Below are 25,480 nucleotides of genomic sequence, written 5' to 3' on the forward strand. Positions count from 1 at the left end.
ATGGGTGTTGTGGCCTGCACACGCTGCACCAAAGCGTGGCCGCTAGGCACCAAAACCTGTGGGCGTTGCGGACATGCTCTTGTTTCGCGTGATCATCAAAGTTTGCAACGGGTTTGGGCCTTTTGGGTCATGGGATTGATCTGCTACATCCCGGCGAATATTTTTCCCATGCTCAAGACCAGAACGCTCTTTCAGGTTGATGAAAGCACAATCATCGGTGGTGCTGTCGAGTTGGCGCAGCATGGCAACGTCGGCATTGCGCTGATCATCATTGTTGCTTCGATTGTGATCCCGCTGGGCAAGTTTTGGGCCGTTGCGTTCCTTGCGATCAGCGTGAAACAAAAAGACGTTGCATCAAAGCCGCAGCGCCAATTCCTTTATGAAATCGTTGAATATATTGGCCGTTGGTCAATGATCGACATCTTTGTGGTTGCGATTTTATCCTCACTGGTGCAACTCAAGTCATTGGCATCAATCAACCCTGGAACTGCGAGCATATTCTTCGCTCTGTCTGTGATTTGCACGATGCTTTCTGCGCAGGCCTTTGATTCCCGGATGATCTGGGACGTTCAGGCCAAGGATGGGGGTCCTGACCGCGATGAGTGATACACCACCAGATGTGTCCGTGTCGCCGACACGCAAGATGTTCTTGAGCGGTGCCTCGGTCATTTGGGTCATTCCGGTGCTGGCACTGCTTGTTGCGCTTGGGGTTGCGTGGAAATCATACACTGATCGCGGCCCGCTTATTCTTGTTGAATTTGAAAATGGTGCTGGCATTTCGGCAGGCGAAACCGAGCTAAAATACCGTGATGTCACTGTCGGAAAAGTAGAAAAAGTTGGCTTTACTCAAGGCTTAGGGAAAGTCACCGCTCAGATCCGCGTTGAAAAGGAAGTGGCACCCTATATCGACAACGCTGCGGTGTTCTGGGTTGTTCAACCCGAAGTTACCGCGCAAGGTATCACAGGCCTCAGCACGGTGCTGAGCGGTGTCCATATCGAAGGATCCTGGGACGATCAGATCGGTGCTTTCTCAAACCGGTTTCAGGGTGCATCCGAGCCCCCTTTGATCCGACCGGGTCAGGAGGGGCTGGAAATCGCATTTCGGACCGTTGCCAACGGCCAACTGACCGACAATGCGCCGATCCTCTACAAAGGCATTGAAGTTGGACGCGTTGGTAGGGCCAAAATTGCCCCGCGCGGCAATTTTGCCATTGTAGAAGCCATCATTTTTGAAGAACATCGCACTTTGGTAAACCAGACGACACGTTTTTGGGATGCTTCGGGATTCAGCGTGAACATCGGACCTGCTGGTGCCGAGATCGACTTTTCTTCGCTTGCGACCCTGATCGGTGGTGGGGTGACTTTTGATACCTTTGTATCTGGTGGTGACCTTGTTCAGGACGGGACAGTATTTGAAATCTTTCCAGACAAGGAAACAGCCCGGAACTCAGTCTTTAATGCATCAGAGGTCGAACCTCTTAAGGTCAGTGTGATATTTGACGATAATATCTCGGGGCTTGCTGTCGGTGCCGCAGTGGAATTGAGCGGCCTTAAAATTGGTGAAGTTGAAGCGCTTTCGGGGATCGTGGATTATGATCAATTTGGTGACAGCCGCGTTCGGCTGAATGCCAACCTGTCCATCCAACCCGCTCGGCTTGGCCTGCCCGGAGAGGTCACTGCTGATAACGCATTGAATTTCCTTCAGGATCGGGTCGCAAACGGATTACGGGCGCGACTGGCCTCAGCAAGCCTGCTTACGGGCGGGCTTAAAGTTGAATTGGTGATGGTGCCAGATGCACCCGCCGCGCGATTGGTCGCAGAAGCGAACGACCAGCCCCTGATGCCGACAACCAAAAGCGAAACATCTGATGCAGCAGCGACCGTCGAGGGTGTATTTTCTCGGATCAACAACCTGCCGATTGAGGAATTGCTGAACAGCGCAATCTCATTCCTCAACTCTGCCGAAGCGTTTGTCGCGGACGAAGACTTGCGCGAGACACCGCAAGACCTGCGTGAATTGCTGGCCGAATTTAAGGGGCTTGTGACCTCTGATGATGTCAAAAACATTCCCGTGACGTTAAATGCCACATTGGTTCGGGTGGAAAAGCTTGTTGCGACACTGGAAGAAGAGCGCATTGCGGAACGATTGCTGAGCGCAGTTGACAGCGCAGCGGATGCCGCCGACGCCGTGACATCGTCTGTTGAAGGCGTCCCGCAACTCATCGAGCAAATTCAGGGATTGGCGGCCAAGGCCGAAGAATTGCCTTTGGATGATCTGATCGCAGAGCTTACCAATCTCACCCGGTCTGCAGAAAAAGTGATTGGCACGGATGATGCCGTGGCGCTACCCGGATCTCTAAAACGCGCGCTGGATGAGGTGAATTACACCCTGCAAGAACTCCGCGAGGGTGGCGCAATCGAAAATGTGAACCGCACGCTGGTTTCTGCCCGCAACGCAGCAGACAGCATTGCGGTTTCCGCCAAGGACCTGCCGCAGATCGTTGAGCGCCTGACACGTCTTTTCGCTCAAGCCAGCCGAACCATCGAAGGGTATGACAAGGGCGAAGAGCTTAGCCGCTCTGCCCAAGATACTTTGCGCGACATCCAGAAGGCGGCAGATGCGCTTGCCTCGCTGGCGCGGACCATTGAACGTAATCCTAATTCGCTATTGCTAGGACGGTAAAACATGATGATTTCACGTCGCATCCTGACTTTGGGTTTAGTTCTTGCAACTCTCACTGCCTGCAGCAGCGCAGAGCGGTTCGCGGTGCAGTCGCCCACTGTGACCGAACAGGTCAGCATCGCCTTTGGTGCTGTAGAGGTCCGCGATGTGTCTTTGCCAACCTATGCCGCCGCAGATGAGATTACGACGCAAGCCGCAGATGGGACATTGGTAAGCTCCAAATCGGTGCTTTGGGCAGACGCGCCTGAACGCGCCGTAGCGCTTGAGCTAAGTCAGAACCTGGCCCGGATGACAGGCCGGCGGATCGCATCCGAACCTTGGCCATTTGAGGCCTTCCCCGATGCGCGTCTCGAAGTGCGATTTTCTGAATTGGTGGCGAGCGCCGCTGGCGAGTTTCGTACGTCAGGGCAATATTTCGTCGGCGTTACGGATGGCCGTCGCGAACGGTCTGGCCTGTTTGATCTGACAGTGGCGTTTGACCCAAAAGGTGGCCCAAACGCGATTGCAGCAGCGCGCGGTCAGTTGATCCTTAATCTGGCGACGTATATTGCCAAAAACGGATTGAAATAGCGCCGGATTGATCCGGCGCTAACAATCATATCGGTCTAAAAATCCAGGTTCTCGACGTTCAGCGCATTCTGCTGAATAAATTCGCGGCGTGGTTCCACGACATCGCCCATCAACTTGGTGAACAAGTCGTCCGCCTCAGACATGTCTTCAACCTTGACCTGTAACAGCGTGCGCGCATCCGGGTCCAATGTGGTTTCCCACAATTGCTCGGGGTTCATTTCGCCCAATCCCTTGTAGCGCTGCAGCGACAGACCTTTTTCACCTTCAGTCAATATTGCATTCAACAAATCCATCGGGCCGTGGATAAGCTGATTGCGGTCCTTTCGGACCAAGGTCGCCGGCAGATCATACACCTCCTGCAAATGCTCGGTAAACGTGCCAGAGCGCCGTGCATCGCCTGACCGCATCATTTTGCCATCAAGCGTCCGCACTTCTTCCACACCGCGCAGAATACGGGCCAGACGTATCCCGTGATCCTGGGTTATCCGCCCCTGCCAGCCACGTTCGTATTCCATCGCAATCAGGTTCAACCGGACTGCGACCTTGTCTGCAACACTTTGCAGATCTGCATCAACTGCGCCGGGCACAAAAGCACCCGCAATTGCGGCCTGTTCCAGAATGTGACGCGGATAATGCGTTGGGAACGCTTCCAAAACGCGGCGCATTTGACGGGCAAGTTCGACCACGCGGAGCAAATCCTGCCCGCTGATCTCTTCGCCGTTGCCCTGCCGCAGCATCGCGCCCTCAACGCCCTGCTGGATCAGGTATTCTTCCATTGCGGCCTGGTCCTTGAGGTAAACCTCTGATTTGCCGCGCGACACCTTATAAAGCGGCGGTTGCGCGATATAGAGATGCCCATGTTCAATCAGCTGCGGCATTTGACGGAAAAAGAAGGTCAAAAGCAGTGTACGGATGTGCGCGCCATCGACGTCCGCATCTGTCATGATGACAATCTTATGATACCGCAGCTTATCAATGTTGAATTCGTCGCGACCAATACCGGTCCCCAACGCCATCACCAGATTACCGATTTCCTGCGACCCCAGCATACGGTCAAAACGCGCACGCTCTACGTTCAAAATCTTGCCCTTGAGCGGCAGAATAGCCTGCGTCTGGCGGTCGCGCCCGGTCTGCGCAGATCCACCGGCTGAATCCCCCTCGACAAGGAAAACTTCAGTCTTGGAAGGGTCTTTTTCCGAGCAATCCTTGAGTTTCCCAGCAAGGAAATTCACGTCCATCGCTGTCTTCCGCCGGGTCAGATCGCGGGCTTTGCGGGCTGCTTCACGGGCATGGGCTGCTTCGATAATCTTGCTGACGACAATCCGCGCCTCTGTTGGGTTTTCCTCAAACCACTCTGACAGCTTCTCGTTGACCAGCCCTTCAACGGCCGGGCGCACCTCGGAGCTGACCAGTTTGTCTTTGGTTTGGCTCGAAAACTTTGGGTCCGGCACTTTCACAGACAACACACAGGTCAACCCCTCGCGGGCGTCATCACCCGTGAATGTGACCTTTTCCTTTTTGGCGATACCGCTGGATTGCGCGTAGTTGTTGATCGTCCGGGTCAGAGCGCCACGGAAACCGGCCAGGTGTGCACCGCCATCGCGCTGAGGAATGTTGTTGGTAAAAGGCAAGACATTCTCGTGATAGCTGTCATTCCACCACATCGCGACTTCAACGCCGATGTCATCCTTTTCGCCCGTGATAAAGATCGGTTCTGGCATGACCGACGATTTGTGCCGGTCAAGGTATTTCACAAACTCCTTCACGCCGCCTTCATAGAAAAGATCGGACTGGAGTGTCTCAGCGGGCCTTTCGTCTTTCAGAATGATCCGCACACCAGAGTTCAGAAATGCCAGTTCGCGCAGACGCTTCTCAAGTGTCTCAAAGCTGTATTCGAGGTTTGAAAACGTATCGGTTGACGCCATAAACCGGACTTCGGTACCAGTACGATCTGTGGGACCAACAACACTGAGGTGTTCGGTTGTAAAACCGCCTTCAAACCGGGCAACGTGTTCTTTGCCCTCACGCCAGATGCGTAGCTCCAGCCAGTCGGAAAGGGCGTTTACAACAGACACGCCAACGCCGTGCAGGCCACCAGAAACCTTGTAGGAATTGCTGTCAAACTTACCGCCCGCATGCAGTTGGGTCATGATAACTTCGGCTGCAGAAACGCCTTCTTCTTCGTGGATACCCACCGGAATACCGCGGCCATTGTCGCTGACGGAAACAGAGCTGTCATCGTGAATTGTGACCGTTACCGCGTCTGCATGCCCGGCCAAAGCTTCGTCAATGCCGTTGTCAACGACCTCGTAGACCATATGGTGCAAACCAGACCCGTCATCGGTGTCACCGATATACATGCCCGGGCGCTTGCGGACCGCCTCTAACCCCTTCAAAACCTTGATGGAACTGGCACCGTATTCTTCGGGCTGCTGCTCGTTTTCGGACATTGGGAATAACCTTCTTCTTTTGTCCAATGTATAGTTTTTTTCTGGGGGAATGTCACGCAAATGGCACAAGATTTTGTGTCATCGGACGGCAATGGAGCTCAGATGAAAGATGCTGATGAAATCACGAATTCTGTGTGATTTTTGACGCGCCCTCAGTTTCGGTAACTTCCAGTGTCTGGGCGCGATCTTTTAGTTCAGCGAACAACTCCGGCCCGGTTCCAGTCATCCAGGCCTGCGCGCCAAGGGCGGTGATCTCATCGTATAAAGCCGCCCGGCGATCTGCGTCCAGATGGGCAGCGACTTCATCAAGCAGTAAGATCGGCGGCGCACCAAAATCGGCAGCGAGGGCGCGGGCATTCGCCAGGATCAACGACACCAACAGCGCCTTTTGCTCGCCGGTAGAGCAGTCTTTTGCGGGCACGTTCTTGGCCGCAAAGACACCATATAAGTCAGCGCGGTGAGGGCCGATTAATGTTCGACCTGCACCAAGGTCGCGGGCACGGTTGTCAGCCAACGCTGCACGCAGGTCATCCGCCTCTGAGGGCATCTCACAGATCAGTTCGAGTGTTGCAGTCGGAAACGCCGTTTCTGCCTGAACCTGTGCCGCAGCAATGGCGCTGAGGGCCTGCACCCTGTTTGCATGGATCGCGGCTCCGGTTTCGGCCATACGGGTTTCCAGCGCAGCGTACCAGGACGGCTCGCGCACCATGTCCTTGAGCAGGCGATTGCGTTCGCGCATGGCCTTGTCATAGCTCAACGATTGTTCCGCATGGTCAGGTATAAAGCTAAGCGTCATACGGTCCAGAAAGCGCCGTCTGCCCTCAGCCCCCTCAATCCACAGACGATCCATCGAGGGGATCAGCCACAACACCCGCGCAATACTGCCCAACGCGGTCTGTGGGGCCGCTTTACCGTCTATGCGTACCTGCCGCGCCGCACCTGCTTGCGACCAGATTTCAACCTCGTGGGTTTGGTGCAAAGAATGAAGAAGGGCTGTGATCTTCCAACCCAATGCCTCTGGTCGGCGCGTCATATCCTCGGCACTGGACCGGCGCAGGCCGCGACCCGGTGACAGCAGCGACACCGCCTCTAGGATATTGGTCTTGCCCGCACCGTTGGGGCCATGGATCGCCACAGGTCGCGCATCAACGTCGATGACTGCCCGCTTGTGCGAGCGAAAGTGCGACAGGGTCAGTTGTGAAAGGTACAGGCCCGCCATCAGCGATACCGGTTCTCAGCAAAGAACGCCTTTTTAAACACGCATTGGCATGACGACATAAACGGCAGACGTGTCGTTGCCTTCTCGCATCAGGGTCGGATCGCCAGACGAATTGAACAGGAACACTGCATTCTCGCGGTCCACCTGGCTGGCAATCTCAAGCAAGTATTTTGCATTGAACCCGATCTCCAACCGTTCATCGCCATAGGCAACAGCCAATTCTTCTTCGGCGGCGCCGCTGTCGGGCGCGTTCACAGACAAGATCAGTCGGTCCTCGTCTAGTTGCAGTTTGACAGCACGGGACCGTTCTGAACTTACTGTCGCAACACGGTCCACGGCCTGCGCAAATTCGGCGGCGTCAACTTCCATCCTGCGTGTGTTCCCTTGTGGGATGACCCGCGTGTAGTCAGGAAATGTGCCGTCGATCACCTTCGATGTCAGGGTGATCTCTGGCGTGGCAAAGCGGATCTTGGTCTCAGACACCGACACCGCGATTTTCATATCATCGTCATCGAGCAGTTTGCGCAATTCACCGACCGTCTTGCGCGGCACGATCACGCCCGGCATGTCGGCGGCACCTTCTGGCATATCCGCATCAATACGGGCCAAACGGTGACCATCTGTGGCCACACAGCGCAAAACCTTGCCACCGTCGGCATCAGAAATGTGCATATAAACACCGTTCAGGTAATACCGCGTTTCTTCGGTCGAGATGGCGAATTTCGATTTATCAAACAACCGCCGCAGCACCGGTGCAGGAGCAGAGAAGTTTGACGCATATTCCGACGACGCCATGACAGGAAAGTCTTCGCGTGGCAGTGTCGCCAGAGAGAAATTTGACCGGCCCGCTTCGACAGTCAGGCGACCTGCAGCGGTATCTGCCGTCAGGTTGATCAGCGCGCCATCCGGCAGTTTGCGCACAATCTCATGCAGCATCGTGGCGGACACAGTTGTCGCCCCAGCGCGTTCAACCTGCGCAGCGGCTTTATCAACGACCTCGATGTCCAGATCCGTTGCGCGAAACGACACTTCGCTGCCTTCGGCTTCGACAAGGACGTTCGCAAGGATCGGAATCGTGTTGCGCCGCTCGACAACAGATTGCGCTTGGCTCACTGCTTTGAGCAGTGCGGCGCGTTCGATGCTGAATTTCATATGCGTTCTCCCTCAGGACAGCCGGGACAGGCAAACTACCCGGTTCCCCCACTTTCACAAGACTTTTCTGGCTTTGTTACTGGGAATGCAAGAGGGGCGCGCAAGCACCCCTCATTTTAGCGAAAAAGAAGGCGGTAGATCGTTCTTACGATTCCAGTGCGCGGCGCAATAATTCCAGATCTTCAGCGATCTGACCATCAGATTGCTTCAACTCTTCTATGCGGCGCACACCGTGCATGACGGTGGTGTGGTCACGCCCCCCAAAACGGCGGCCAATCTCAGGCAGGGACCGGCTTGTCATCTGTTTGCACAGATACATCGCCACCTGTCGTGGGCGTGCATAGCTGCGCAGGCGTTTCGGGCCGATCATGTCTGACAGACGGATGTTGTAATGATCGCTGACTTTGCGCTGGATTTCCTCAACAGAAATCTTCCGTTCAGATGCGCGCAGCACGTCAGCCAGACAATCCTGGGTCAGTTCCATGTTGATCTCACGGCCAACCAGCGAAGCAAACGCGAAGAGACGGGTCAATGCACCCTCAAGCACGCGCACATTGGATGTGATGCGGTGTGCCAGAAATTCCAGCACGCAATTATCAACCTCAAGGGTCGGATAGGTTTTGCGTTGTACTTCGACTTTGCTTTGCAGGATGCCCAGACGCAATTCATAATCGGTTGGGTGGAGATCAACCACAAGTCCGCACTGCAGCCGTGATTTAACGCGCTCTTCAAGATCCTTGATCTCACCTGGGGCGCGATCGGCTGAAATAATGATCTGCTTATGCTGATCCACAAGCGCATTGAATGTGTGAAAGAACTCTTCCTGCGTACTGTCCTTGCCCGCGATGAATTGGACGTCATCCACCATCAACACATCAACAGAGCGGAAAATTTCCTTGAAATCCATCATCTTACGGTCGCGCAGGGCCTGAACAAACCGGTACATGAATTGTTCTGCAGACAGATAAAGCACGTTCATCTCAGGTTTGCGCTGCTTTAACTCTTGCGCAATGGCGTGCATCAGGTGTGTTTTGCCCAAGCCAACACCGCCGTAAAGGAACAATGGATTAAACGTGACTGGACCACCTTCGGCAACACGGCGCGCGGCGGCATGGGCCAGCTCATTGGGCTTGCCCACAACGAAATTGTCGAAACTAAAGCGGGGGTCCAGCGGGGCGGTGTTCAGCACGCTTGAACCGGCAGGTTTTTGAACGGCGCTTGTCCGGCGGGTGACGGGTGCGGGACTGTTCGCTGATTTGACCAAATTTTGGGACAGGGCAAAATTCAGGCGCGACACGTCAACACCTTCGCCTCGGATCTCATGCAAGATCAGGTCAGAAAAGTTTTGACTGACGTAGTTGCCAAAAAAATTGGTCGGGACATGCAGTGTCGCTATGCCATCAGCCACATCGCCCGGCACAAGCGGCGCAATCCACGTTGTATAGTTGTTCTGTCCGACAGTCTTTAGCAATCGCTGCCTAATTTCGCCCCATTGGTCGTGCGTCATAATCCACCTGGTCCCGCTTCTTCCGTTCATTGCAACTGGCAGACATTCCAGCATGCAAAAGTACTTTTCTTAAGACAAAGGTCATCAGCCCGGGTCCACAAGGCACCCGACCATCCGTCCTTTGGACATATTCAGAATGACCATATCAGCAGCTTACATCCCAATGATGGGATTAGCGTAGGATGCCGGACATGGTCGTCCGCGACTCAAATACACAACAGGGCAAATGTGCTGGCAGCAGCATCTGCAGACCGAAAGGCGGACCTTTTTTATGTCCGTCCACACGCCCTCAAAATCAAACATAGTACGCTTTCGCGTGTGTTTGAGACCGAAGCCTGTCCCCCATGCGACCTGAATCGCACTCCCTTGGTAGCAAGTTGTCAGGGTCGCCTACAACACATCTTCAAACTTGACTCGGTGTTTCTTGGAAAAGAATCTATCCGCCAATTTTGAGACTCAATGCCAAACGAAAAAGGCACCGCAGTGCGATGCCTTTTTTATCAATTGATTAGCCGATAGCAGATGGGTGATCGTCGCCGTTATGCCAGCGCTTTGACCCGTGCCGCCAAACGGGACATTTTCCGTGACGCTGTGTTTTTGTGGAAAACGCCCTTGGTAACACCACGCATAAGCTCTGGCTGGGCAGCTTTCAGTGCTGCAACTGATGCATCTTTGTCACCAGATTCGATCGCTTCTTCTACTTTGCGCAGATAGGTGCGGATGCGCGAACGACGTGCTTTGTTGACCGCAAAACGCTTTTCGTTCTGGCGCGCGCGCTTTTTGGATTGTGGTGTATTTGCCATGAGTCTCAACCTTCGGGTTCATAATTTCGTTTCTGGCGCGTAACGCCAAACCCGTGCCGGATATCCGGTAAGGTGATTCTAGCCAGAGCGGGCTGCACGCGCATGTATGGAGCGGGCTATAGTCCAAGCCGCCCGGGTTTGCAAACCATAGATTATTTGTCGCGAAACTGTGCTTCGCGCTTTTCAAGGAAGGCGGACATGCCTTCTTTTTGATCCTCTGTCGCAAAGAGCGCGTGGAAAGCGCGACGTTCAAACAACAGGCCCTCGCGCAGGGGCACCTCATAGGCGCGATTAACGGCCTCTTTGACAACCATCACGGCGACCATGGATTTTTCAGCGATCTTGCCGGCTGCACCCAACGCCTCATCCATCAGCTTCTTGACAGGTACAACGCGCGAAACCAGTCCCGAACGCTCTGCCTCTGTTGCGTCCATGAAACGACCTGTCAGGTTCATATCCATTGCTTTGGATTTGCCGACCAGCCGCGTCAGCCTCTGCGTGCCACCGATGCCCGCAACCACGCCCAGATTAATCTCGGGCTGGCCAAATTTTGCGGTCTCTGAGCAGATGATAAAGTCGCACATCATCGCCAGTTCGCACCCACCGCCCAGCGCATAACCTGATACTGCCGCAATGATCGGCTTGCGGACGCGCATGATCTGATCCGTTTCGGGGGTAAAGAGATCGCCCGTGAACGCTTCGACAAATGTCTTGTCTCGCATCATCGCAATGTCAGCCCCGGCGGCAAACGCTTTTTCAGATCCGGTAATGACGATGCAACGCACCTTTTCATTTTCCTGAGCAGCTTTCAAAGCGGCAGCCAATTCCGTCATCAACTGGTCATTCAGCGCATTCAGTGCATCAGGCCTGTTCAGGGTGATCAGGGCCACGTGATTGTCCACGTCTACGATGATTGTTTCATAAGCCATCAAGTGTGCTCTCGTTTGTTGCGCTCAGACCGTTGTGCATATCACGGGTTCACCCCGTTTCAAGTCATCTTTGACATGTCGGGCAATAGAAAGACGAGCGCCCCGATTGAACGATACGTCCTATGATATTGCCGCAGTCGGGTGTTCGGCATGCCTGGCCCTCACGTCCATAGACATCGAAACGGTGCTGGAAGTAGCCCAGTTCGCCATCCGCTTGTCGAAAATCCCGCAACGACGATCCGCCCGCCTTGATCGCCTCTGACAATACCTGCCGAATGATCGGGACCAAAGCGGCGACCCGCACCGCTGAAATGCGCCCCGCCTTGCAGGCAGGGCTGATGCCTGCGCGGTAAAGCGTTTCACAGACATAGATATTTCCCAACCCCGCGACAATGCGCTGATCCAGCAGCGCCGATTTGATCGGCATGTTCCGCCCCTTGAGCGCCGCAATCAAATGTGCCTCGTGAAAGTCGTTGCCAAGCGGCTCTGGCCCCAAAACAGCAAGCAGTTTGTGCTGATCTGCTGTGGCCGTGTCCATCAGGTCCATGGCACCAAAGCGACGGGGGTCGTTAAAGGTGATCCGTGCGCCATTGGACATGTGCAAAACAACATGGTCGTGTTTTTCAGGGCTGGGGTGATCGTTTACAAATTTTCCCAACGGATCGCCAGAAATCAGCATACGCCCTGACATACCAAGATGGATCAGCAATGATTCTCCTGACGCCAGATCAGCCAGAATATATTTGGAACGTCTGCGCAGTCGCTCAACCTTTTGCCCACTCAGGCGCTCAGCCATGCGTTCGGGGAACGGCCAGCGCAGGTCTGGCCGGTTCACATCAGCGCGCGCAATCACGGCATTTTCCATGACGGGGGCCAATCCGCAACGGACGGTTTCAACTTCGGGTAGTTCGGGCATCAGGTCCTGACGTTCATGTCCTCTAGATCTGACACGAATGTAAGGAAGGTGTGGATGCCGACAAGGTGTTTCTGCAAAGACATCTTTCCGTCGACAAATTTCAGGACGTCGTTGTAATGCCCATTGTCGCGGATGGTGATGAAATCCTCCCATGAAAAATGCTTCTGCTGAAACATCCAGTTGGGAGCAGTGATGCCTCGGTCATGATACCGCGCTTCGTAGGCAGAAATGTACATCACCGTGTAAAATATCATCGCCGTCATCATGATGGCCCCCAAACCGCTGAGCATGGGTTGAAAGATCGTGGAGCCCCAAAGACAGAACAGGATTAATCAGCCTGAGCCTCGGCTGATGATGCGTAAACCCTGTTTTGGCCGCTTCACAATAGTACCAAGTGTCATGTGCACTGGCCTATCCATGCCCATATTTGCGATCCTGCTGCTGACAGGATCCAAATCGACAATGCCCATGCGGCGCGCTCCGGTCAGTTTGATGTCAGGATACGATCCGTTGTGTGAGATGCGCCGAAGAATATGCGTCACAACTATCACAGAAAGGATCGCAAGCGCCCCAACCGACATTCCAAAAGAACAATCCATGTCAGAAAGCCCATATTGTTCTAGCCCCTGCGTCATAATGAGGATTTGTTTCTTCGCGCTGGGCAATATAACCCCAAATGGACCACAGTGAGGCAGGAAGGTGTCATGGACACGGATAAGACAACGCATTTTGGTGCCCAGACCGTTCTGGAAAGCGAAAAGGCGGGCAAGGTAAAATCGCTGTTTGGCGATGTGGCCAGCAAATATGACATCATGAATGATGTGATGAGCGTCGGAATTCACCGCATCTGGAAAGAGGCGATGATGGATTGGCTTGCGCCGCGCGCAGGTCAAAAGCTTTTGGATGTTGCGGGCGGTACCGGGGATGTTTCATTCAAGTTCCTCAAGCGTGCGGGCAGTGGTCATGCAACCGTGCTTGATCTGACCGAACAGATGCTTGTTGAGGGCCGCCAGCGCGCCGAAGCTGACAGCCTCGCAGACAGTTTGGATTGGGTCGTGGGCGATGCAATGACATTGCCGTTCGCCGATAACACCTTTGATGTTTACACAATCAGCTTTGGCATCCGGAATGTGACAAGACCGCAAGAAGCGCTGAACGAAGCGTTTCGTGTGCTGCGGCCCGGTGGACGTCTGATGGTTCTGGAATTCAGCCAACTGCCGAACCCGATGATGCAAAAAGCCTATGATCTATATAGCTTTAATGTGATCCCCCGCATGGGTCAGTTGATCGCGAATGACCGTGACAGCTATCAATATCTGGTTGAATCCATTCGGAACTTTCCAGATCAGGAAACCTTTTTGAGCATGGTTCGTGATGCTGGTTTTGAGCAGGCGAAGTATCGTAATATGGCGATGGGTATTGCCGCACTGCATTCGGGTTGGAAGCTTTAATATGCGCGGCCCGCACAATATTTGGCGTCTGATCCGCACAGGCGCAACACTGGAACGCACCGGGGCGATGAATGTCGTGCTTGATGCGTTTGAGGCAACACCGGCGCTGCGTTTTGTTGCACGGGCGCTGGGCCTGCCATTCAAATGGTTGGGGTACAAAGGCGATCCGACAATGCCGCCCGCGACGCGCGCGTTAACGGCACTTGGTCCCGCATACATCAAATTTGGTCAGGTGCTTTCGACCCGACCTGATGTTGTTGGCGACGAACTGGCCGTCCAATTGCGAGTGCTACAGGACAAACTACCACCTTTCTCTATCGAAGAAGCGAAGGCCGAGGTTGAGCGTGAACTGGGCGAACCGGTTTCTGCCATCTTCTCCGAATTCAGCGAATCTGTTGCGGCGGCGTCGATTGCGCAGGTTCACAAAGCGCGGTTGATTGATTCAGGTGAAGAGGTCGCTGTAAAAGTCCTGCGCCCCGGCATTGAGCGCGCGTTTCGCAAGGACGTGGATGCCTTTTACCTTGCCGCCCGGATGGTCGAGGTTTTCTCCCCCGGCTCGCGCCGACTGCGCCCGACGGAAGTGATTGAACACTTTGACGGCGTGGTGCGTGGTGAGCTCGATCTGAGGCTGGAAAGTGCTGCGGCATCGGAATTTGCGGCCAACACCAAGAACGACGAAGGCTTTCAACTGCCGGACATCAAGTGGAACCACTCAGCGCGGCGGGTGATGACGTTGGGCTGGGCCGATGGTGCCGCGATGGGGGACAATGCCGCAATTGATGCGGCTGGGCATGACCGCGTTGCCTTGTCGAAACGGGTACTGCACCTGTTCCTGAACCACGCGCTGCGCGACGGGTATTTCCACGCGGATATGCATCAGGGCAATATGAAAGTCGCGGCAAATGGCGATATTATTGCCTATGATTTTGGGATCATGGGCCACATCGACGAATACACGCGCCGGGTCTACGCCGAGATCCTCTATGGGTTTATCCGCCGCGATTACATGCGCGTTGCGAAAGTCCACTTTGAGGCGGGATATGTACCAGCCGACAAAGATGTCGATGAATTCGCCCGCGCATTACGCGCAGTAGGTGAGCCGATCTTTGGCATGGATGCGACGCATATTTCGATGGCACGTTTGCTAAGCTATCTCTTTGAAGTGACTGAGCGATTTGGCATGGAAACCCGGACCGAACTGATCTTGTTGCAACGGACAATGGTGGTGGTCGAAGGGGTTGCGCGGTCTCTCAACCCGCATATCAACATTTGGGAGGTCGCAAGCCCCATCGTCACAGATTATATCACAAAATCCATCGGCCCACGGGCCATTCTGACCGATCTGAAAAGCACAGCCATGGTATTGGCACGGTTTGGTCCACGTTTGCCTGGCCTGGTTGAAAGCGCGCTGCTGCGGCAAAGCAATGAGGCCTTGCCCAAGCACCGCCCCTTCTGGCGTTGGGTTGCATTGTCGCTGATGATCGGCGCGACCTTTGGGGCTGTGGTGGTGATGGTGCTGGACCGGATCGGTTAAAGACGTTCAATCGCAAGGGCGATGCCCTGTCCGCCGCCAATGCACATGGTGATCAACGCGCGTTTGCCGCCGGTCCGCTCCAATTCATAAAGCGCCTTGACCGTGATGATCGCCCCGGTCGCCCCCACCGGATGGCCAAGCGCAATGGCACCACCATTCGGGTTGACGCGGGCCGGGTCAAGTCCAAGGTTTTTGGTGACGGCACAGGCTTGCGATGCAAAAGCTTCGTTACTTTCGATCACATCAAAATCATCGACGGACAGGCCTGTTCTGGACAGCAGATTTTGCACTGCTGGCACCGGCCCGATACCCATCACCTCCGGTCGGACGCCCGCATGCGCATAGCCAATGATGCGGGCGCGGGGTTTCAGGCCCGCTTTTTCTGCAGCATCCGACGTTGCCAGCACCAAAGCTGCGGCACCGTCGTTGATGCCGCTGGCATTCCCAGCCGTGACGGTCCCGTCCTTTTGGAAAACGGTGCGCAAGCCGGCCAATGCGTCAATCGTGGTGGTTTTGGGGTGTTCGTCGGTATCAAACGGCACCATGTCCCGTTTCACACGCACCTCAACAGGCACGATCTGTTCCTTGAAATATCCCGCCTCAATCGCTGCAGCAGCGCGGTTTTGGCTTTCCAGCGCAAAGGCGTCCTGATCCGCACGGCTGATGCCATGCTCTGCCGCAACATTTTCCGCCGTTACCCCCATGTGCCCCGTGCCAAAGGGACAGTTCAGCGTGCCAAGCATCATATCGAGCGTGCGCACATCGCCCATTTTCTGGCCCCACCGCGCATCTGGCATGATGTAGGGCGACCGAGACATGTTTTCCGCCCCCCCTGCCAAGGCAAAGTCCGCATCACCAAGCATGAGGTTCTGAACGGCCGATACGATGGCCTGAACGCCGGATCCACACAGGCGGTTCACATTCATTGCGGGCACTTCATCCGGGACACATGCCTGCCGTGCGGCGACGCGGCTGAGATACATGTCGCGCGGTTCTGTGTTGATGACATTGCCAAAGACCACATGCTCGATCTGTGCCGGATCAACACCGGCCCGCGCCATCGCCTCGCGGGCAACGGCTGTACCAAGATCCGTCGGGGGTGTACCCGCAAGCGCACCGCCGAATGTACCAATGGCCGTACGCGCGCCACCCAGAATAACGATATCTTTGGTCATGGTGATCTCCTGTTGCTATTCATAGACTATGCGGTGCCAAGCAGAAGAAGTCAGCCCAAACGTCCCGTCAATCCACATGCTGGTATCTCGATTTGCCAAAAATCCGTCATACAAGACAAATTCCTCTATTTCGGAAATCTGTCCGACATGCTAAATCCCCTGCACCTAGGAGTATGATTCATGACCCAAGCCTATCTCAGCCACATCACTGAAACCCTCGCCGGCATCGAAGCCGAAGGGATGATGAAGCGTGAGCGTCTGATCACTTCGCCCCAAGGCGGTGAGATCACCGTCGGGGATCGGGACGTGATCAACCTTTGCGCAAACAATTACCTTGGGTTGGCGGATCACCCAGAGCTTATCAAGGCCGCAAAAGCGGCGATGGACCCCCGCGGTTTTGGCATGGCCTCCGTCCGTTTTATCTGTGGGACGCAGGACATCCACCGCGAGTTGGAACAAAAGTTGGCGGCCTTCCTCGGCAAAGACGATTCGATCCTGTTTGCGGCCTGTTTTGACGCCAACGGCGGGCTGTTTGAGCCGCTTTTTGGACCCGAAGACGCGATTGTGTCTGACGCGCTGAACCACGCGTCGATCATTGACGGTATCCGCCTTTGTAAGGCCAAGCGGTATCGCTATGCCAACAGCGATATGGATGATCTGGAAGCGCAGCTTATCAAGGCCCGCGATGACGGCGCGCGGTTTACCCTGATTGCGACGGATGGGGTATTCAGCATGGATGGCTATCTGGCCAAGCTACCCGAGATTGTTGCGCTGGCCGAGAAATATGAAGCGCTGGTGATGGTGGACGATTGCCACTCAACCGGGTTCATGGGGCCCAAGGGCGAAGGCACCCCAGCCCATCACGGTGTTGACGTGGATATCCTGACCGGGACATTGGGCAAGGCGCTGGGCGGTGCAATCGGTGGATATATTGCGGGGCCACAGCCGGTGATTGATCTGTTGCGCCAACGTGCGCGGCCCTATCTGTTTTCAAACTCCCTGCCGCCGTCGATTGTGATGGCGGGCATCAAAGCGTTGGAACTGGTTGAACAGGGCGACGACCTGCGGACACGGTTGTTTGAGAACACGAAATATTGGCGTGCGGGTCTGGAAGGGCTTGGGTTTGACCTGTTGCCTGGCGAACACCCGATTGTGCCTGTCATGCTGGGTGGGGCACAGCTGGCGCAGGATATGGCTGCGCGCCTATTTGAAGAAGGCGTTTATGTCAGCGGGTTTTTCTTTCCGGTGGTGCCGCGCGGACAAGCCCGGATCAGAACGCAAATGAACGCGGCATTGAGCCGGGATGAATTGGACCGTGCGCTGAAGGCGTTTGAGGTGGCTGGCAAAGCATGTGGGGTGTTGAAATGACTACCAACGAAATGAAAGCACTGTCAAAGCTCCACGCCCGCGAGGGGTTGTGGATGGTTCATGCGCCGGTGCCGGAAATCGGCCCCGACGACGTGCTGATCAAAATCAACAAGACCGGGATTTGCGGGACGGATATTCACATCTGGAACTGGGACGAGTGGGCCAAGAAAACAGTTCCCGTTCCAATGATTACGGGGCATGAGTTTGCGGGTCAGATTGTTAAGTTGGGCCGCAATGTCGAAGGATTGGAGATTGGGCAAAGGTGTTCTGGCGAAGGACATCTGATCGGAAAAAAATCCCGTCAGAGCCGCGCAGGCAAATTTCACCTCGACCCGGCCACACGGGGTATCGGCGTAAATGAACAAGGGGCATTTGCGCAGTATTTGAAGCTGCCTGCATTCAATGTGGTGCCATTGCCAGATGAAATTTCCGATGACATCGGTGCGATCCTCGATCCCTTGGGCAACGCCGTGCACACCGCGCTAAGCTTTGATCTGGTGGGCGAAGATGTTTTGATCACTGGTGCCGGTCCGATTGGCATTATGGCTGCCGCAGTGGCGCGGCACGTGGGTGCCCGCCATGTGGTGATCACGGATGTGAACCCCGACCGCCTTGCGTTGGCCGAGAAGGTGACGGACGTGATTCCCGTCAATGTCGCCTCTGAGGAACTGCGTGATGTGTTCCCAAAGCTGAAGATGAAACAGGGCTTTGACGTCGGATTGGAAATGTCCGGCAACCAGCGGGCATTGGATCAAATGGTGGATGCGATGACCATGGGCGGCCGTATTGCGATGCTGGGCATTCCACCCGGCAAATCACCCGTCGACTGGAGCGCGATAGTGTTCAAAGCCATCACAATCAAAGGTGTCTATGGGCGAGAGATTTTTGAGACCTGGTACAAGATGATTGCCATGCTTGAGAATGGTTTGGACGTGTCCAAGATCATCACGCACCGCTTTGCCGTCGATGATTTTGAGGCAGGGTTTGCTGCGATGAAATCGGGACAATCGGGCAAAGTTGTTCTGGATTGGACGTAAGTCTGGCCAGATCACTCGGTGGTGATGCGCAGGCTTGGCATGCGCATCTGATCCAACAATTGAACCATCTGAGGCTCTGCCGCGTTAGGGACCATGATCAAACGCATTATTCATTCTTTTGCCTGGCGCACTGAGTACGTATTGGACCGTCTGCGCGGCCAGAACGATAAACGGCGCATCATTGAACCTTATATCGGCTACGAGACTCCTGATAATTTGGTGGTTCGCGGACGGGTGCTTGCGGCACTTAGACGGAACAAGCCGCTGCCCACACAATCGGTTTGGGTCAATTTTCGTCAGATGGTCTCGCTGTTTCTGACCGATGAAGTGGCTGGTGTAGAGGTGTCCGCCCAAGGTGTCACAGCCCTGACAGATGAAGAAGGCTATTTCAGCCTGATGCTTCCGCGTTGGACCGCTGAGGGCTGGATCGATGTCGAAACGTCAATCGAGGGTCAGACAGGCGTGACGATCTGTCCTGTGCTGGCAGTGCGGCAGGATGCAGAGTTTGCCGTAATTTCTGATGTTGATGATACGATGTTGGAAACGGGGGCCTATTCACTGGTGCGCAACCTTTGGACCTCGCTGACTGGCAATCTGCTGACCCGCCGCATTTTCCCCGATGCGGTCACCTTTATCGCGGCGCTGTCCGACAGCGGGCGCAACCCGGTCTATTACGTCAGCTCCAGCCCTTGGAACCTTCATCATTTCCTGACTGGGATATTCGAACGCGCAGGGCTGACACTCGGACCGATGTTTTTGCGGGATCTGGGGCTGAGCAAGACACAGTTCATAACTGGCACCCATGGCGACCACAAAGGTGGCAGCATTGATATTCTAATGGCCGCCAATCCTGACCTGGCATTCGTCTTGGTGGGCGACACGGGGCAGCACGACGCCTTCGTTTACCGCGATGCCATCGCCCGTCATCCCGGACGTATCCGCGCGGTTGTGCTGCGCGAACCGGGGCCAGGGCCAGATGCCAAAAGCGCTGCCGCGATGAAGGATATCGCAGCATCAGGAACAGCATTGTATCATGCGCCGGATTTTACAGGATTTGCAGAAAAGATTATCGCGATCTAGGTCAGCGTCACCGGAGCAAAGGATATGTCTGCGCGCGGCAAGCGCATGCTGTCTGGGGTCCGGTTATTCCGGTACGAGCGGCACGCGCCCCGACGCAGTCAGAGTCCAACACTTTGCCCCCTCAAAAACCGCAGCAGTCAGGGGTTCGCCATAACCCGCGCCGGTATCCAGATTGACGCGGTTGCCATAGTGGGTTGGGTGATCAATGGGCGTATGACCATGCACGATCAGCTTGGGATGTGGTTTTTCATGTCTGTGAAACTCCTGCCTGATCCACAGCAGGTTTTCTTCTTTCTGTTTCTTCAGGGGGACACCGGGGACAATTCCGGCATGGACAAAAAACAGATCCTTGGTCTGGTATGACAACTCCAGCCCTGCGAGAAAATCCAGATGGCTTTGCGGGACCACGGCAAGCGCTTCGGCCTGCACGTCCTTGTTACGGCGGCCTCTGAATGCGTCAACGCCGTAGGATTGCATCGTCGTGTCGCCACCCAGCCGCTGATGCAGCCAATAAAGTTCAACCATCAGATACGGATCATTGCGCAGCGGCTTTTGCATGAACCATTCGAACATGCGGTCGTGGTTGCCCTTTAGAAAGGTCCAGTTGCGCGATTTTGCCTGTCCCTCGACCAACAGATCCATAACACCGCGGCTGTCCGGACCTCGGTCGGTATAATCGCCCAGAAAGATGATTTGCGCATCCTTGCCGCCATCTTTCTCGATGAGGTCCAGCACACGGTGAAGCTCGGCCAGCTGACCATGAATATCGCCGATGGCATAAAGGGGCTGTGAGATGGGAATGTTCCTCTTGTTGCGCCCGCCCCACCGGGGGCAAACGCAGGTTGTTTAACACCGCTGTCCGGGTCAGGCCACGTCGAATTGCAGTGGTTTGACTTGGGTAAACATGCCGGTGTCCTGCAGTTTCTTTATGACCGGCGCGGGAACCTCTGCATCGACATAAAGAAGGGCAATCGCCTCGCCCTTCACGGCGGCGCGGCCAAGGGTAAAGTTGGCGATGTTCACGCCGTTTTCGCCCATTGTTTGACCCAAGGTACCGATGATCCCCGGCACGTCCTCGTTGGTGGTATAGAGCATATGTTCGCCAACTTCGGCGTCGATATGGATGCCCTTGATCTGGATGAAGCGTGGTTTGCCATCCGAGAACACCGTGCCAGCAATTGACCGTTCACGTTTGTCAGTAACAACCGTTACTTTGATGTACCCATCAAAAACGCCAGACTTATCTTGGTTGGTCGTACTGATCTGGATGCCTTTCTCACGGGCAACAACTGGCGCGCTGACCATGTTCACATCCGGGTTAGCGCGTTTCATGATACCCGCGACCACACCGCAATTCAGGGCGTTGAGGTTCATCTCAGCGACGCAGCCATCATAAAGGATGTTGATCGCTTTGATCGGCTCATCTGTCATCTGCCCGATAAACGCGCCAAGATGCCCCGACAGTTTGAGCCATGGACCCATGACCTTGGCTTCTTCTGCTGTCACCGATGGCATGTTGAGTGCGTTGCTCACGGCACCTGTCAGCAGATAGTCAGACATTTGGTCTGCGACCTGCAGGGCCACGTTTTCCTGTGCCTCGGTCGTGGCCGCGCCCAGATGAGGGGTGCAGACGACGTTTGGCAAGTTGAAAAGCGGGTTCTCGGTTGCGGGCTCGACCGCAAAGACATCGAAAGCTGCGCCAGCAACATGGCCAGACTTCAAAAGATCCGCGAGCGCCTGTTCGTCCACCAGACCGCCGCGGGCACAGTTGATGATCCGCACGCCCTTCTTGGTTTTCTCAAGCGCCTCACGGCTGAGGATGTTGGCGGTTTGATCGGTAAACGGGACGTGCAGCGTGATGAAATCAGCGCGCGCAAGCAACGCGTCAAGCGTGACCTTTTCGACGCCCATTTTCTCGGCTTTTTCTTCGCCGAGGAACGGATCATAGGCGATAACCTTCATTTTAAGGCCGCGGGCGCGGTCACAGACGATACCGCCAATGTTGCCTGCGCCAATCACACCAAGGGTTTTTCCGGTCAGTTCAACCCCCATAAATTTCGACTTTTCCCACTTGCCAGCGTGGGTCGAAGCAGAGGCCTCGGGAATTTGGCGGGCCACGGCAAACATCATCGCGATGGCGTGTTCGGCGGTGGTGATCATGTTGCCAAAAGGTGTGTTCATGACGATCACACCCTTTTTGGATGCGGCGTCTTTGTCGATGTTATCAGTGCCAATTCCCGCGCGGCCAATCACCTTGAGGTTTGGCGCATTGGCGAGAATCTTTTCGGTCACTTTGGTGGCGGAGCGGATGGCGAGACCATCGTAGTTGCCGATCACTTCGGCCAGCTTGTCTTTGTCCTTACCCAGGTCGGGCTGGAAGTCGACGTCGATGCCGCGGTCTTTGAAAATCTGCACGGCGGCGGCGCTGAGTTTGTCGGAGATGAGTACTTTGGGGGCCATTGTTTTGGTCCTTATTGAATGTCGGTATTACGTCGGTATCGCGTCGGTATGTGAGGGTTGCTCAGCCCGCGTTGATCTCAGCCTCGAATGCCCATGCCAGCCAAGGCAGCATCGCGGCGATATCTGAAGTTTCCACAGTCCCACCACACCAGATGCGCAGACCCGGAGGCGCGTCACGGTAAGCGCCGATATCCAGCGCGACGTTTTCATCCGCCAGCCGCTTTGCAACGGCTTTGGCAAAGGCGGCCCCGTCGGCGATACGGTCATCTGTGAATTTCAGACACACGGATGTGTTGGAGCGGGTCGCTGGATCGATTGCCAGAAAATCGATCCAATCGTGAGATGCGACAAAGTCGGCAATCGCTTTGGCATTGCCATCTGCGCGCGCAATCAATCCCTTCAGGCCGCCCACGGATTTGGCCCAGTCCAAGGCGACAAGGTAATCCTCAACACAGAGCATCGAAGGCGTGTTGATAGTCTCGCCTTTAAAGATGCCTTCGATCAGTTTGCCGCCTTTGGTCAGACGGAAAATCTTGGGCAGGGGCCATGCGGGGGTATAGGTTTCGAGCCGCTCAACCGCGCGGGGCGACAGGATCAACATGCCATGCGCCGCTTCACCGCCCAGCACCTTTTGCCAGGAGAAGGTTGTCACATCCAGTTTGTCCCACGGCAGATCCATCGCAAATGCAGCCGATGTCGCATCACAGAGCGTCAGGCCCTCGCGGTTCGCCGGGATTGCATCGCCCGATGGCATACGCACGCCGGAGGTGGTGCCGTTCCATGTAAAACAAACGTCATTGTCATAGTTCAGCGCCGCCATATCGACGATGTCGCCATACTCAGCGGTGTGCACCTGTGCGTCGATCTTAAGCTGTTTGATCACATCCGTGACCCAGCCTGCGCCAAAGCTTTCCCATGCGACCATTTCAGCAGGACGTTCGCCCAGCATTGACCACATTGCCATCTCAAACGCGCCTGTGTCGGACGCCGGCACAATGCCGATGCGATAATCTGCCGGCACGCCGAGGATGTCGCGGGTGGTTTCAATCGCCTCAAGCAGCTTGGCCTTGCCGGGGGCCGCACGGTGGCTGCGGCCCAAGGGTGCACCGCTGAGCTTGCTGAGATCAAATGTGGGGATTTTGGCACAAGGGCCAGAAGAAAAACGCGGATTTGCCGGCCGCGTGGCAGGAAGTATCGTGCTCATGTCTGCTATCCTTACAGATAAATGCCCTTCGTTGGGGAAGGGTGTCCCGCTGATGGAGATACGGGCGCGCGTGGTCTGGCACAAGCGGCAAAACGCAGCTAGAACGCCGCTTCAGTCATTTTTTGCGACATCTTTGGCGCGGATAGGAAACCTTGCTGATGTTTACCGTTGTTTTGCTTACCTCCCCAATGAACGCGGCCCTCGACCCGGCGCTGGTCGAAAGCCTGCGCAACGCCTGGGGCGGGGGCGATGCCATCTGGTTGGCCCCTGACGAGGCCGCTGAATTTGTCGTTGACCAAGTGCCCGGCAACCGGTGGGAGGTTTGGAAAGACTGTCAGGCGATCGGTGTTGATATGGTGGTGATGCCCACCGAGGGACGCCGAAAAAAGATGCTTCTGGCGGACATGGACAGCACAATGATCCAGCAGGAATGTATTGACGAACTGGCGGATGAGGCGGGCGTCGGGCCCCGCGTCAAGGACATCACGGCAAGGGCGATGAACGGCGAGCTGGATTTTGACGGTGCGCTGCGCGAACGTGTGGGTCTGCTGGCGGGGCTGGATGTGGGTGTGATCGACAAGGTGTTGGCCGAGCGGATCACCATGATGCCCGGGGGCAAAGCCCTGGTGGCGACGATGAAGGCCCAGGGCGGTCATGCGGCGTTGGTTTCTGGCGGGTTCACCGCGTTCACCGCGCAAGTCGCGGCGGAGTTGGGGTTTGATGAAAATCGGGCCAATACCTTGCTGGTGTCAGACGGCTTTTTGACGGGCGAGGTCGGCCTTCCGATCCTTGGCAAACAGGCCAAGGTCGATGCCTTGGCCGAAATCACCAAAAGATTGGGAATACAGGAAACTGATGTCATCGCCGTGGGTGACGGGGCAAATGATCTGGGCATGTTGCACCGGGCCGGATTGGGAGTGGCGCTGCATGCCAAGCCAGTGGTCTCGGCGGAATGTGATGTGCGGATCAATTTTGGTGATTTGACAGCGTTGTTGTTTGTACAGGGGTATCGCAAGGCTGACTTCGCCGCGTAACGCGGCGACCGTCTGGGGGCTGCAGGCCCCCAGACCCCCCTGGAGTATTTGTCGCGAAAAGAAGCTGGGGCAGGGATCGCATAACTTCGGTCTTTACTTAATTAACAATATTGTTAAATTTGGGATATGACCCAGCTTGCCGCCACCTTTGCCGCGCTGTCTGACCGGACCCGTCTTGCGGTGGTGGAGCGGCTCATGGCGCAGGGCGAATTGGCGGCGGGTGATCTGGTAGCGGATGTAGAGATGTCCGCACCAGCTGTGTCACGGCACCTGAAAGTTCTACGCAAGGCGGGGGTCATTCAACAGCGTGTGGCGGGGACGAAGCGGTATTATTCGGTTCAGCCCAATGCGCTGAAGGCGATTTCAGACTGGACCATTTCGCATCGTGCGTTTTGGGAAGCGGGGCTTGACCGGCTTGATGCGCTATTGGCGCACGACGGGGGGACAGACGATGGCTGACATCCGGCTTGAACGCGAATTTACGGCCAGCCCGGCGCGGTTGTTCGAAGTGATTTCATCGCATGCCATGCTGATCCAATGGTGGGGGCATGATGGGATGACCTTGCCCGAAGAACAGCTTGATTTCAGCAAGCCTGGTCCGTGGTACGCCGTGATGCTAAACGATGAGGGCAATCGGTTCAAGATGTCCGGGCAGGTGACGCGGGTCGATCAAGGTCACAGCATCGGGTTCACCTGGGGTTGGCATGACGATGACGACCAGCGCGGTGCGGAAAGCCATGTGACATTTACCGTGGTCGAAACCGGGATTGGATCAAAGTTGATCATTGATCACCGCGAGTTGTCTAGCGAGGAAGTGGCCGCGCGTCATTCGGCAGGGTGGAACGGACCGCTGACGCGGCTTGCGCGGTTTCTTGGTTAAGAATTTCAAACCCAGCAGAGGAGAAGAT

The 25,480-nt window shown here is 55.5% G+C and carries 24 protein-coding genes; 11 read left to right on the forward strand and 13 right to left on the reverse strand.

From position 1 onward, the window contains the following. From ACEWL3_RS00955 to ACEWL3_RS00965, 3 genes are read left to right on the forward strand one after another with little or no spacing between them, the layout of a single operon-like run. Entirely contained in the window at positions 1 to 606 is a 606-nt protein-coding gene (locus ACEWL3_RS00955; RefSeq protein WP_386177168.1) for a paraquat-inducible protein A, read from the forward strand. Beyond that, positions 599 to 2,683 (forward strand): PqiB family protein, encoded by a 2,085-nt coding sequence (locus ACEWL3_RS00960; RefSeq protein ID WP_386177169.1) that lies wholly within the window; start codon positions 599 to 601, stop codon positions 2,681 to 2,683. Before ACEWL3_RS00955 ends, ACEWL3_RS00960 begins: the two co-directional genes overlap by 8 nt. Positions 2,684 to 2,686: 3 nt before the next feature. Next, the gene (locus tag ACEWL3_RS00965) at positions 2,687 to 3,253 is read left to right on the forward strand and encodes a PqiC family protein (protein WP_386177170.1); all 567 of its coding nucleotides are present in this window, start codon (positions 2,687 to 2,689) and stop codon (positions 3,251 to 3,253) included. Positions 3,254 to 3,288: 35 nt separating this feature from the next. Here ACEWL3_RS00965 and gyrB read toward each other — a convergent pair whose 3' ends face one another. From gyrB to ACEWL3_RS01010, 9 genes are all read right to left on the reverse strand, one after another. Continuing rightward, positions 3,289 to 5,703: a DNA topoisomerase (ATP-hydrolyzing) subunit B gene (gyrB, locus tag ACEWL3_RS00970; protein ID WP_386177171.1), complete on the reverse strand. Its 2,415-nt coding sequence runs from the start codon at positions 5,701 to 5,703 to the stop codon at positions 3,289 to 3,291. A 121-nt stretch (positions 5,704 to 5,824) separates the two neighbouring features. Further along, on the reverse strand, positions 5,825 to 6,922 hold the full coding sequence (gene recF / locus ACEWL3_RS00975; protein WP_386177172.1) for a DNA replication/repair protein RecF: 1,098 nt from the start codon (positions 6,920 to 6,922) through the stop codon (positions 5,825 to 5,827). A 33-nt stretch (positions 6,923 to 6,955) separates the two neighbouring features. Then, the gene (gene dnaN / locus ACEWL3_RS00980; RefSeq protein WP_386177173.1) at positions 6,956 to 8,074 is read right to left on the reverse strand and encodes a DNA polymerase III subunit beta; all 1,119 of its coding nucleotides are present in this window, start codon (positions 8,072 to 8,074) and stop codon (positions 6,956 to 6,958) included. Positions 8,075 to 8,219: 145 nt separating this feature from the next. Further along, entirely contained in the window at positions 8,220 to 9,581 is a 1,362-nt protein-coding gene (gene dnaA / locus ACEWL3_RS00985) for a chromosomal replication initiator protein DnaA (RefSeq protein WP_386177174.1), read from the reverse strand. Between the two features lie 539 nt (positions 9,582 to 10,120). Next, on the reverse strand, positions 10,121 to 10,384 hold the full coding sequence (rpsT, locus tag ACEWL3_RS00990) for a 30S ribosomal protein S20 (RefSeq protein WP_386177175.1): 264 nt from the start codon (positions 10,382 to 10,384) through the stop codon (positions 10,121 to 10,123). A 152-nt stretch (positions 10,385 to 10,536) separates the two neighbouring features. Continuing rightward, positions 10,537 to 11,313 carry an enoyl-CoA hydratase gene (locus ACEWL3_RS00995; RefSeq protein WP_114880262.1) on the reverse strand — a complete coding sequence of 259 codons (777 nt, stop codon included), beginning with the start codon at positions 11,311 to 11,313 and terminating at the stop codon, positions 10,537 to 10,539. Positions 11,314 to 11,377: 64 nt separating this feature from the next. Next, positions 11,378 to 12,229: a bifunctional DNA-formamidopyrimidine glycosylase/DNA-(apurinic or apyrimidinic site) lyase gene (gene mutM, locus ACEWL3_RS01000; protein ID WP_386177176.1), complete on the reverse strand. Its 852-nt coding sequence runs from the start codon at positions 12,227 to 12,229 to the stop codon at positions 11,378 to 11,380. Then, positions 12,229 to 12,519 (reverse strand): hypothetical protein, encoded by a 291-nt coding sequence (locus ACEWL3_RS01005; RefSeq protein WP_435000475.1) that lies wholly within the window; start codon positions 12,517 to 12,519, stop codon positions 12,229 to 12,231. Before ACEWL3_RS01005 ends, mutM begins: the two co-directional genes overlap by 1 nt. A 42-nt stretch (positions 12,520 to 12,561) precedes the next feature. After that, positions 12,562 to 12,828 carry a hypothetical protein gene (locus ACEWL3_RS01010; RefSeq protein ID WP_386177178.1) on the reverse strand — a complete coding sequence of 89 codons (267 nt, stop codon included), beginning with the start codon at positions 12,826 to 12,828 and terminating at the stop codon, positions 12,562 to 12,564. 105 nt (positions 12,829 to 12,933) lie between these two features. Here ACEWL3_RS01010 and ubiE point away from each other — a divergent pair, with 105 nt between their 5' ends. Next, positions 12,934 to 13,680, forward strand: a complete 747-nt coding sequence (ubiE, locus tag ACEWL3_RS01015; RefSeq protein ID WP_386177179.1) for a bifunctional demethylmenaquinone methyltransferase/2-methoxy-6-polyprenyl-1,4-benzoquinol methylase UbiE — start codon at positions 12,934 to 12,936, stop codon at positions 13,678 to 13,680. Between the two features lies 1 nt (position 13,681). Continuing rightward, positions 13,682 to 15,214 carry a 2-polyprenylphenol 6-hydroxylase gene (ubiB, locus tag ACEWL3_RS01020; RefSeq protein ID WP_386177180.1) on the forward strand — a complete coding sequence of 511 codons (1,533 nt, stop codon included), beginning with the start codon at positions 13,682 to 13,684 and terminating at the stop codon, positions 15,212 to 15,214. Here the strand turns inward: ubiB and ACEWL3_RS01025 are convergent. Next, a complete protein-coding gene (locus ACEWL3_RS01025; RefSeq protein WP_386177181.1) occupies positions 15,211 to 16,389 on the reverse strand; it encodes an acetyl-CoA C-acyltransferase family protein in 1,179 nt (392 codons plus the stop codon). The two genes, ubiB and ACEWL3_RS01025, sit on opposite strands and share 4 nt — an antisense overlap. A gap of 180 nt (positions 16,390 to 16,569) precedes the next feature. Here ACEWL3_RS01025 and ACEWL3_RS01030 point away from each other — a divergent pair, with 180 nt between their 5' ends. From ACEWL3_RS01030 to ACEWL3_RS01040, 3 genes are all read left to right on the forward strand, one after another. Continuing rightward, on the forward strand, positions 16,570 to 17,757 hold the full coding sequence (locus tag ACEWL3_RS01030) for a glycine C-acetyltransferase (protein WP_386177182.1): 1,188 nt from the start codon (positions 16,570 to 16,572) through the stop codon (positions 17,755 to 17,757). Continuing rightward, the gene (tdh, locus tag ACEWL3_RS01035; protein WP_386177183.1) at positions 17,754 to 18,794 is read left to right on the forward strand and encodes an L-threonine 3-dehydrogenase; all 1,041 of its coding nucleotides are present in this window, start codon (positions 17,754 to 17,756) and stop codon (positions 18,792 to 18,794) included. The genes ACEWL3_RS01030 and tdh overlap by 4 nt, the downstream gene beginning before the upstream one ends. A 93-nt stretch (positions 18,795 to 18,887) precedes the next feature. Further along, positions 18,888 to 19,874 (forward strand): phosphatase domain-containing protein, encoded by a 987-nt coding sequence (locus ACEWL3_RS01040; protein ID WP_386177184.1) that lies wholly within the window; start codon positions 18,888 to 18,890, stop codon positions 19,872 to 19,874. Between the two features lie 63 nt (positions 19,875 to 19,937). On the opposite strand, the gene ACEWL3_RS01045 is transcribed toward ACEWL3_RS01040, so the two are convergent. The 3 genes from ACEWL3_RS01045 to ACEWL3_RS01055 form a co-directional block, all read right to left on the reverse strand. Then, positions 19,938 to 20,675, reverse strand: coding sequence for a metallophosphoesterase family protein (locus ACEWL3_RS01045; protein ID WP_386177881.1), 738 nt, complete (start codon positions 20,673 to 20,675; stop codon positions 19,938 to 19,940). Between the two features lie 63 nt (positions 20,676 to 20,738). Next, the gene (serA, locus tag ACEWL3_RS01050; RefSeq protein ID WP_386177185.1) at positions 20,739 to 22,334 is read right to left on the reverse strand and encodes a phosphoglycerate dehydrogenase; all 1,596 of its coding nucleotides are present in this window, start codon (positions 22,332 to 22,334) and stop codon (positions 20,739 to 20,741) included. Between the two features lie 61 nt (positions 22,335 to 22,395). Continuing rightward, the gene (locus ACEWL3_RS01055; protein WP_386177186.1) at positions 22,396 to 23,538 is read right to left on the reverse strand and encodes a phosphoserine transaminase; all 1,143 of its coding nucleotides are present in this window, start codon (positions 23,536 to 23,538) and stop codon (positions 22,396 to 22,398) included. A 158-nt stretch (positions 23,539 to 23,696) separates the two neighbouring features. On the opposite strand from ACEWL3_RS01055, the gene serB reads away from it, so the two are divergent. The 3 genes from serB (at position 23,697) to ACEWL3_RS01070 (ending at position 25,452) form a co-directional block, all read left to right on the forward strand. Beyond that, positions 23,697 to 24,572, forward strand: coding sequence for a phosphoserine phosphatase SerB (serB, locus tag ACEWL3_RS01060; protein WP_386177187.1), 876 nt, complete (start codon positions 23,697 to 23,699; stop codon positions 24,570 to 24,572). Positions 24,573 to 24,698: 126 nt separating this feature from the next. Then, positions 24,699 to 25,031 (forward strand): ArsR/SmtB family transcription factor, encoded by a 333-nt coding sequence (locus ACEWL3_RS01065; RefSeq protein ID WP_386177188.1) that lies wholly within the window; start codon positions 24,699 to 24,701, stop codon positions 25,029 to 25,031. Beyond that, positions 25,024 to 25,452 (forward strand): SRPBCC family protein, encoded by a 429-nt coding sequence (locus ACEWL3_RS01070; protein ID WP_386177189.1) that lies wholly within the window; start codon positions 25,024 to 25,026, stop codon positions 25,450 to 25,452. Before ACEWL3_RS01065 ends, ACEWL3_RS01070 begins: the two co-directional genes overlap by 8 nt. Positions 25,453 to 25,480: the final 28 nt, after the last annotated feature.

The organism is Sulfitobacter sediminivivens (genome assembly GCF_042611115.2).
Lineage (GTDB): Bacteria > Pseudomonadota > Alphaproteobacteria > Rhodobacterales > Rhodobacteraceae > Sulfitobacter > Sulfitobacter sediminivivens.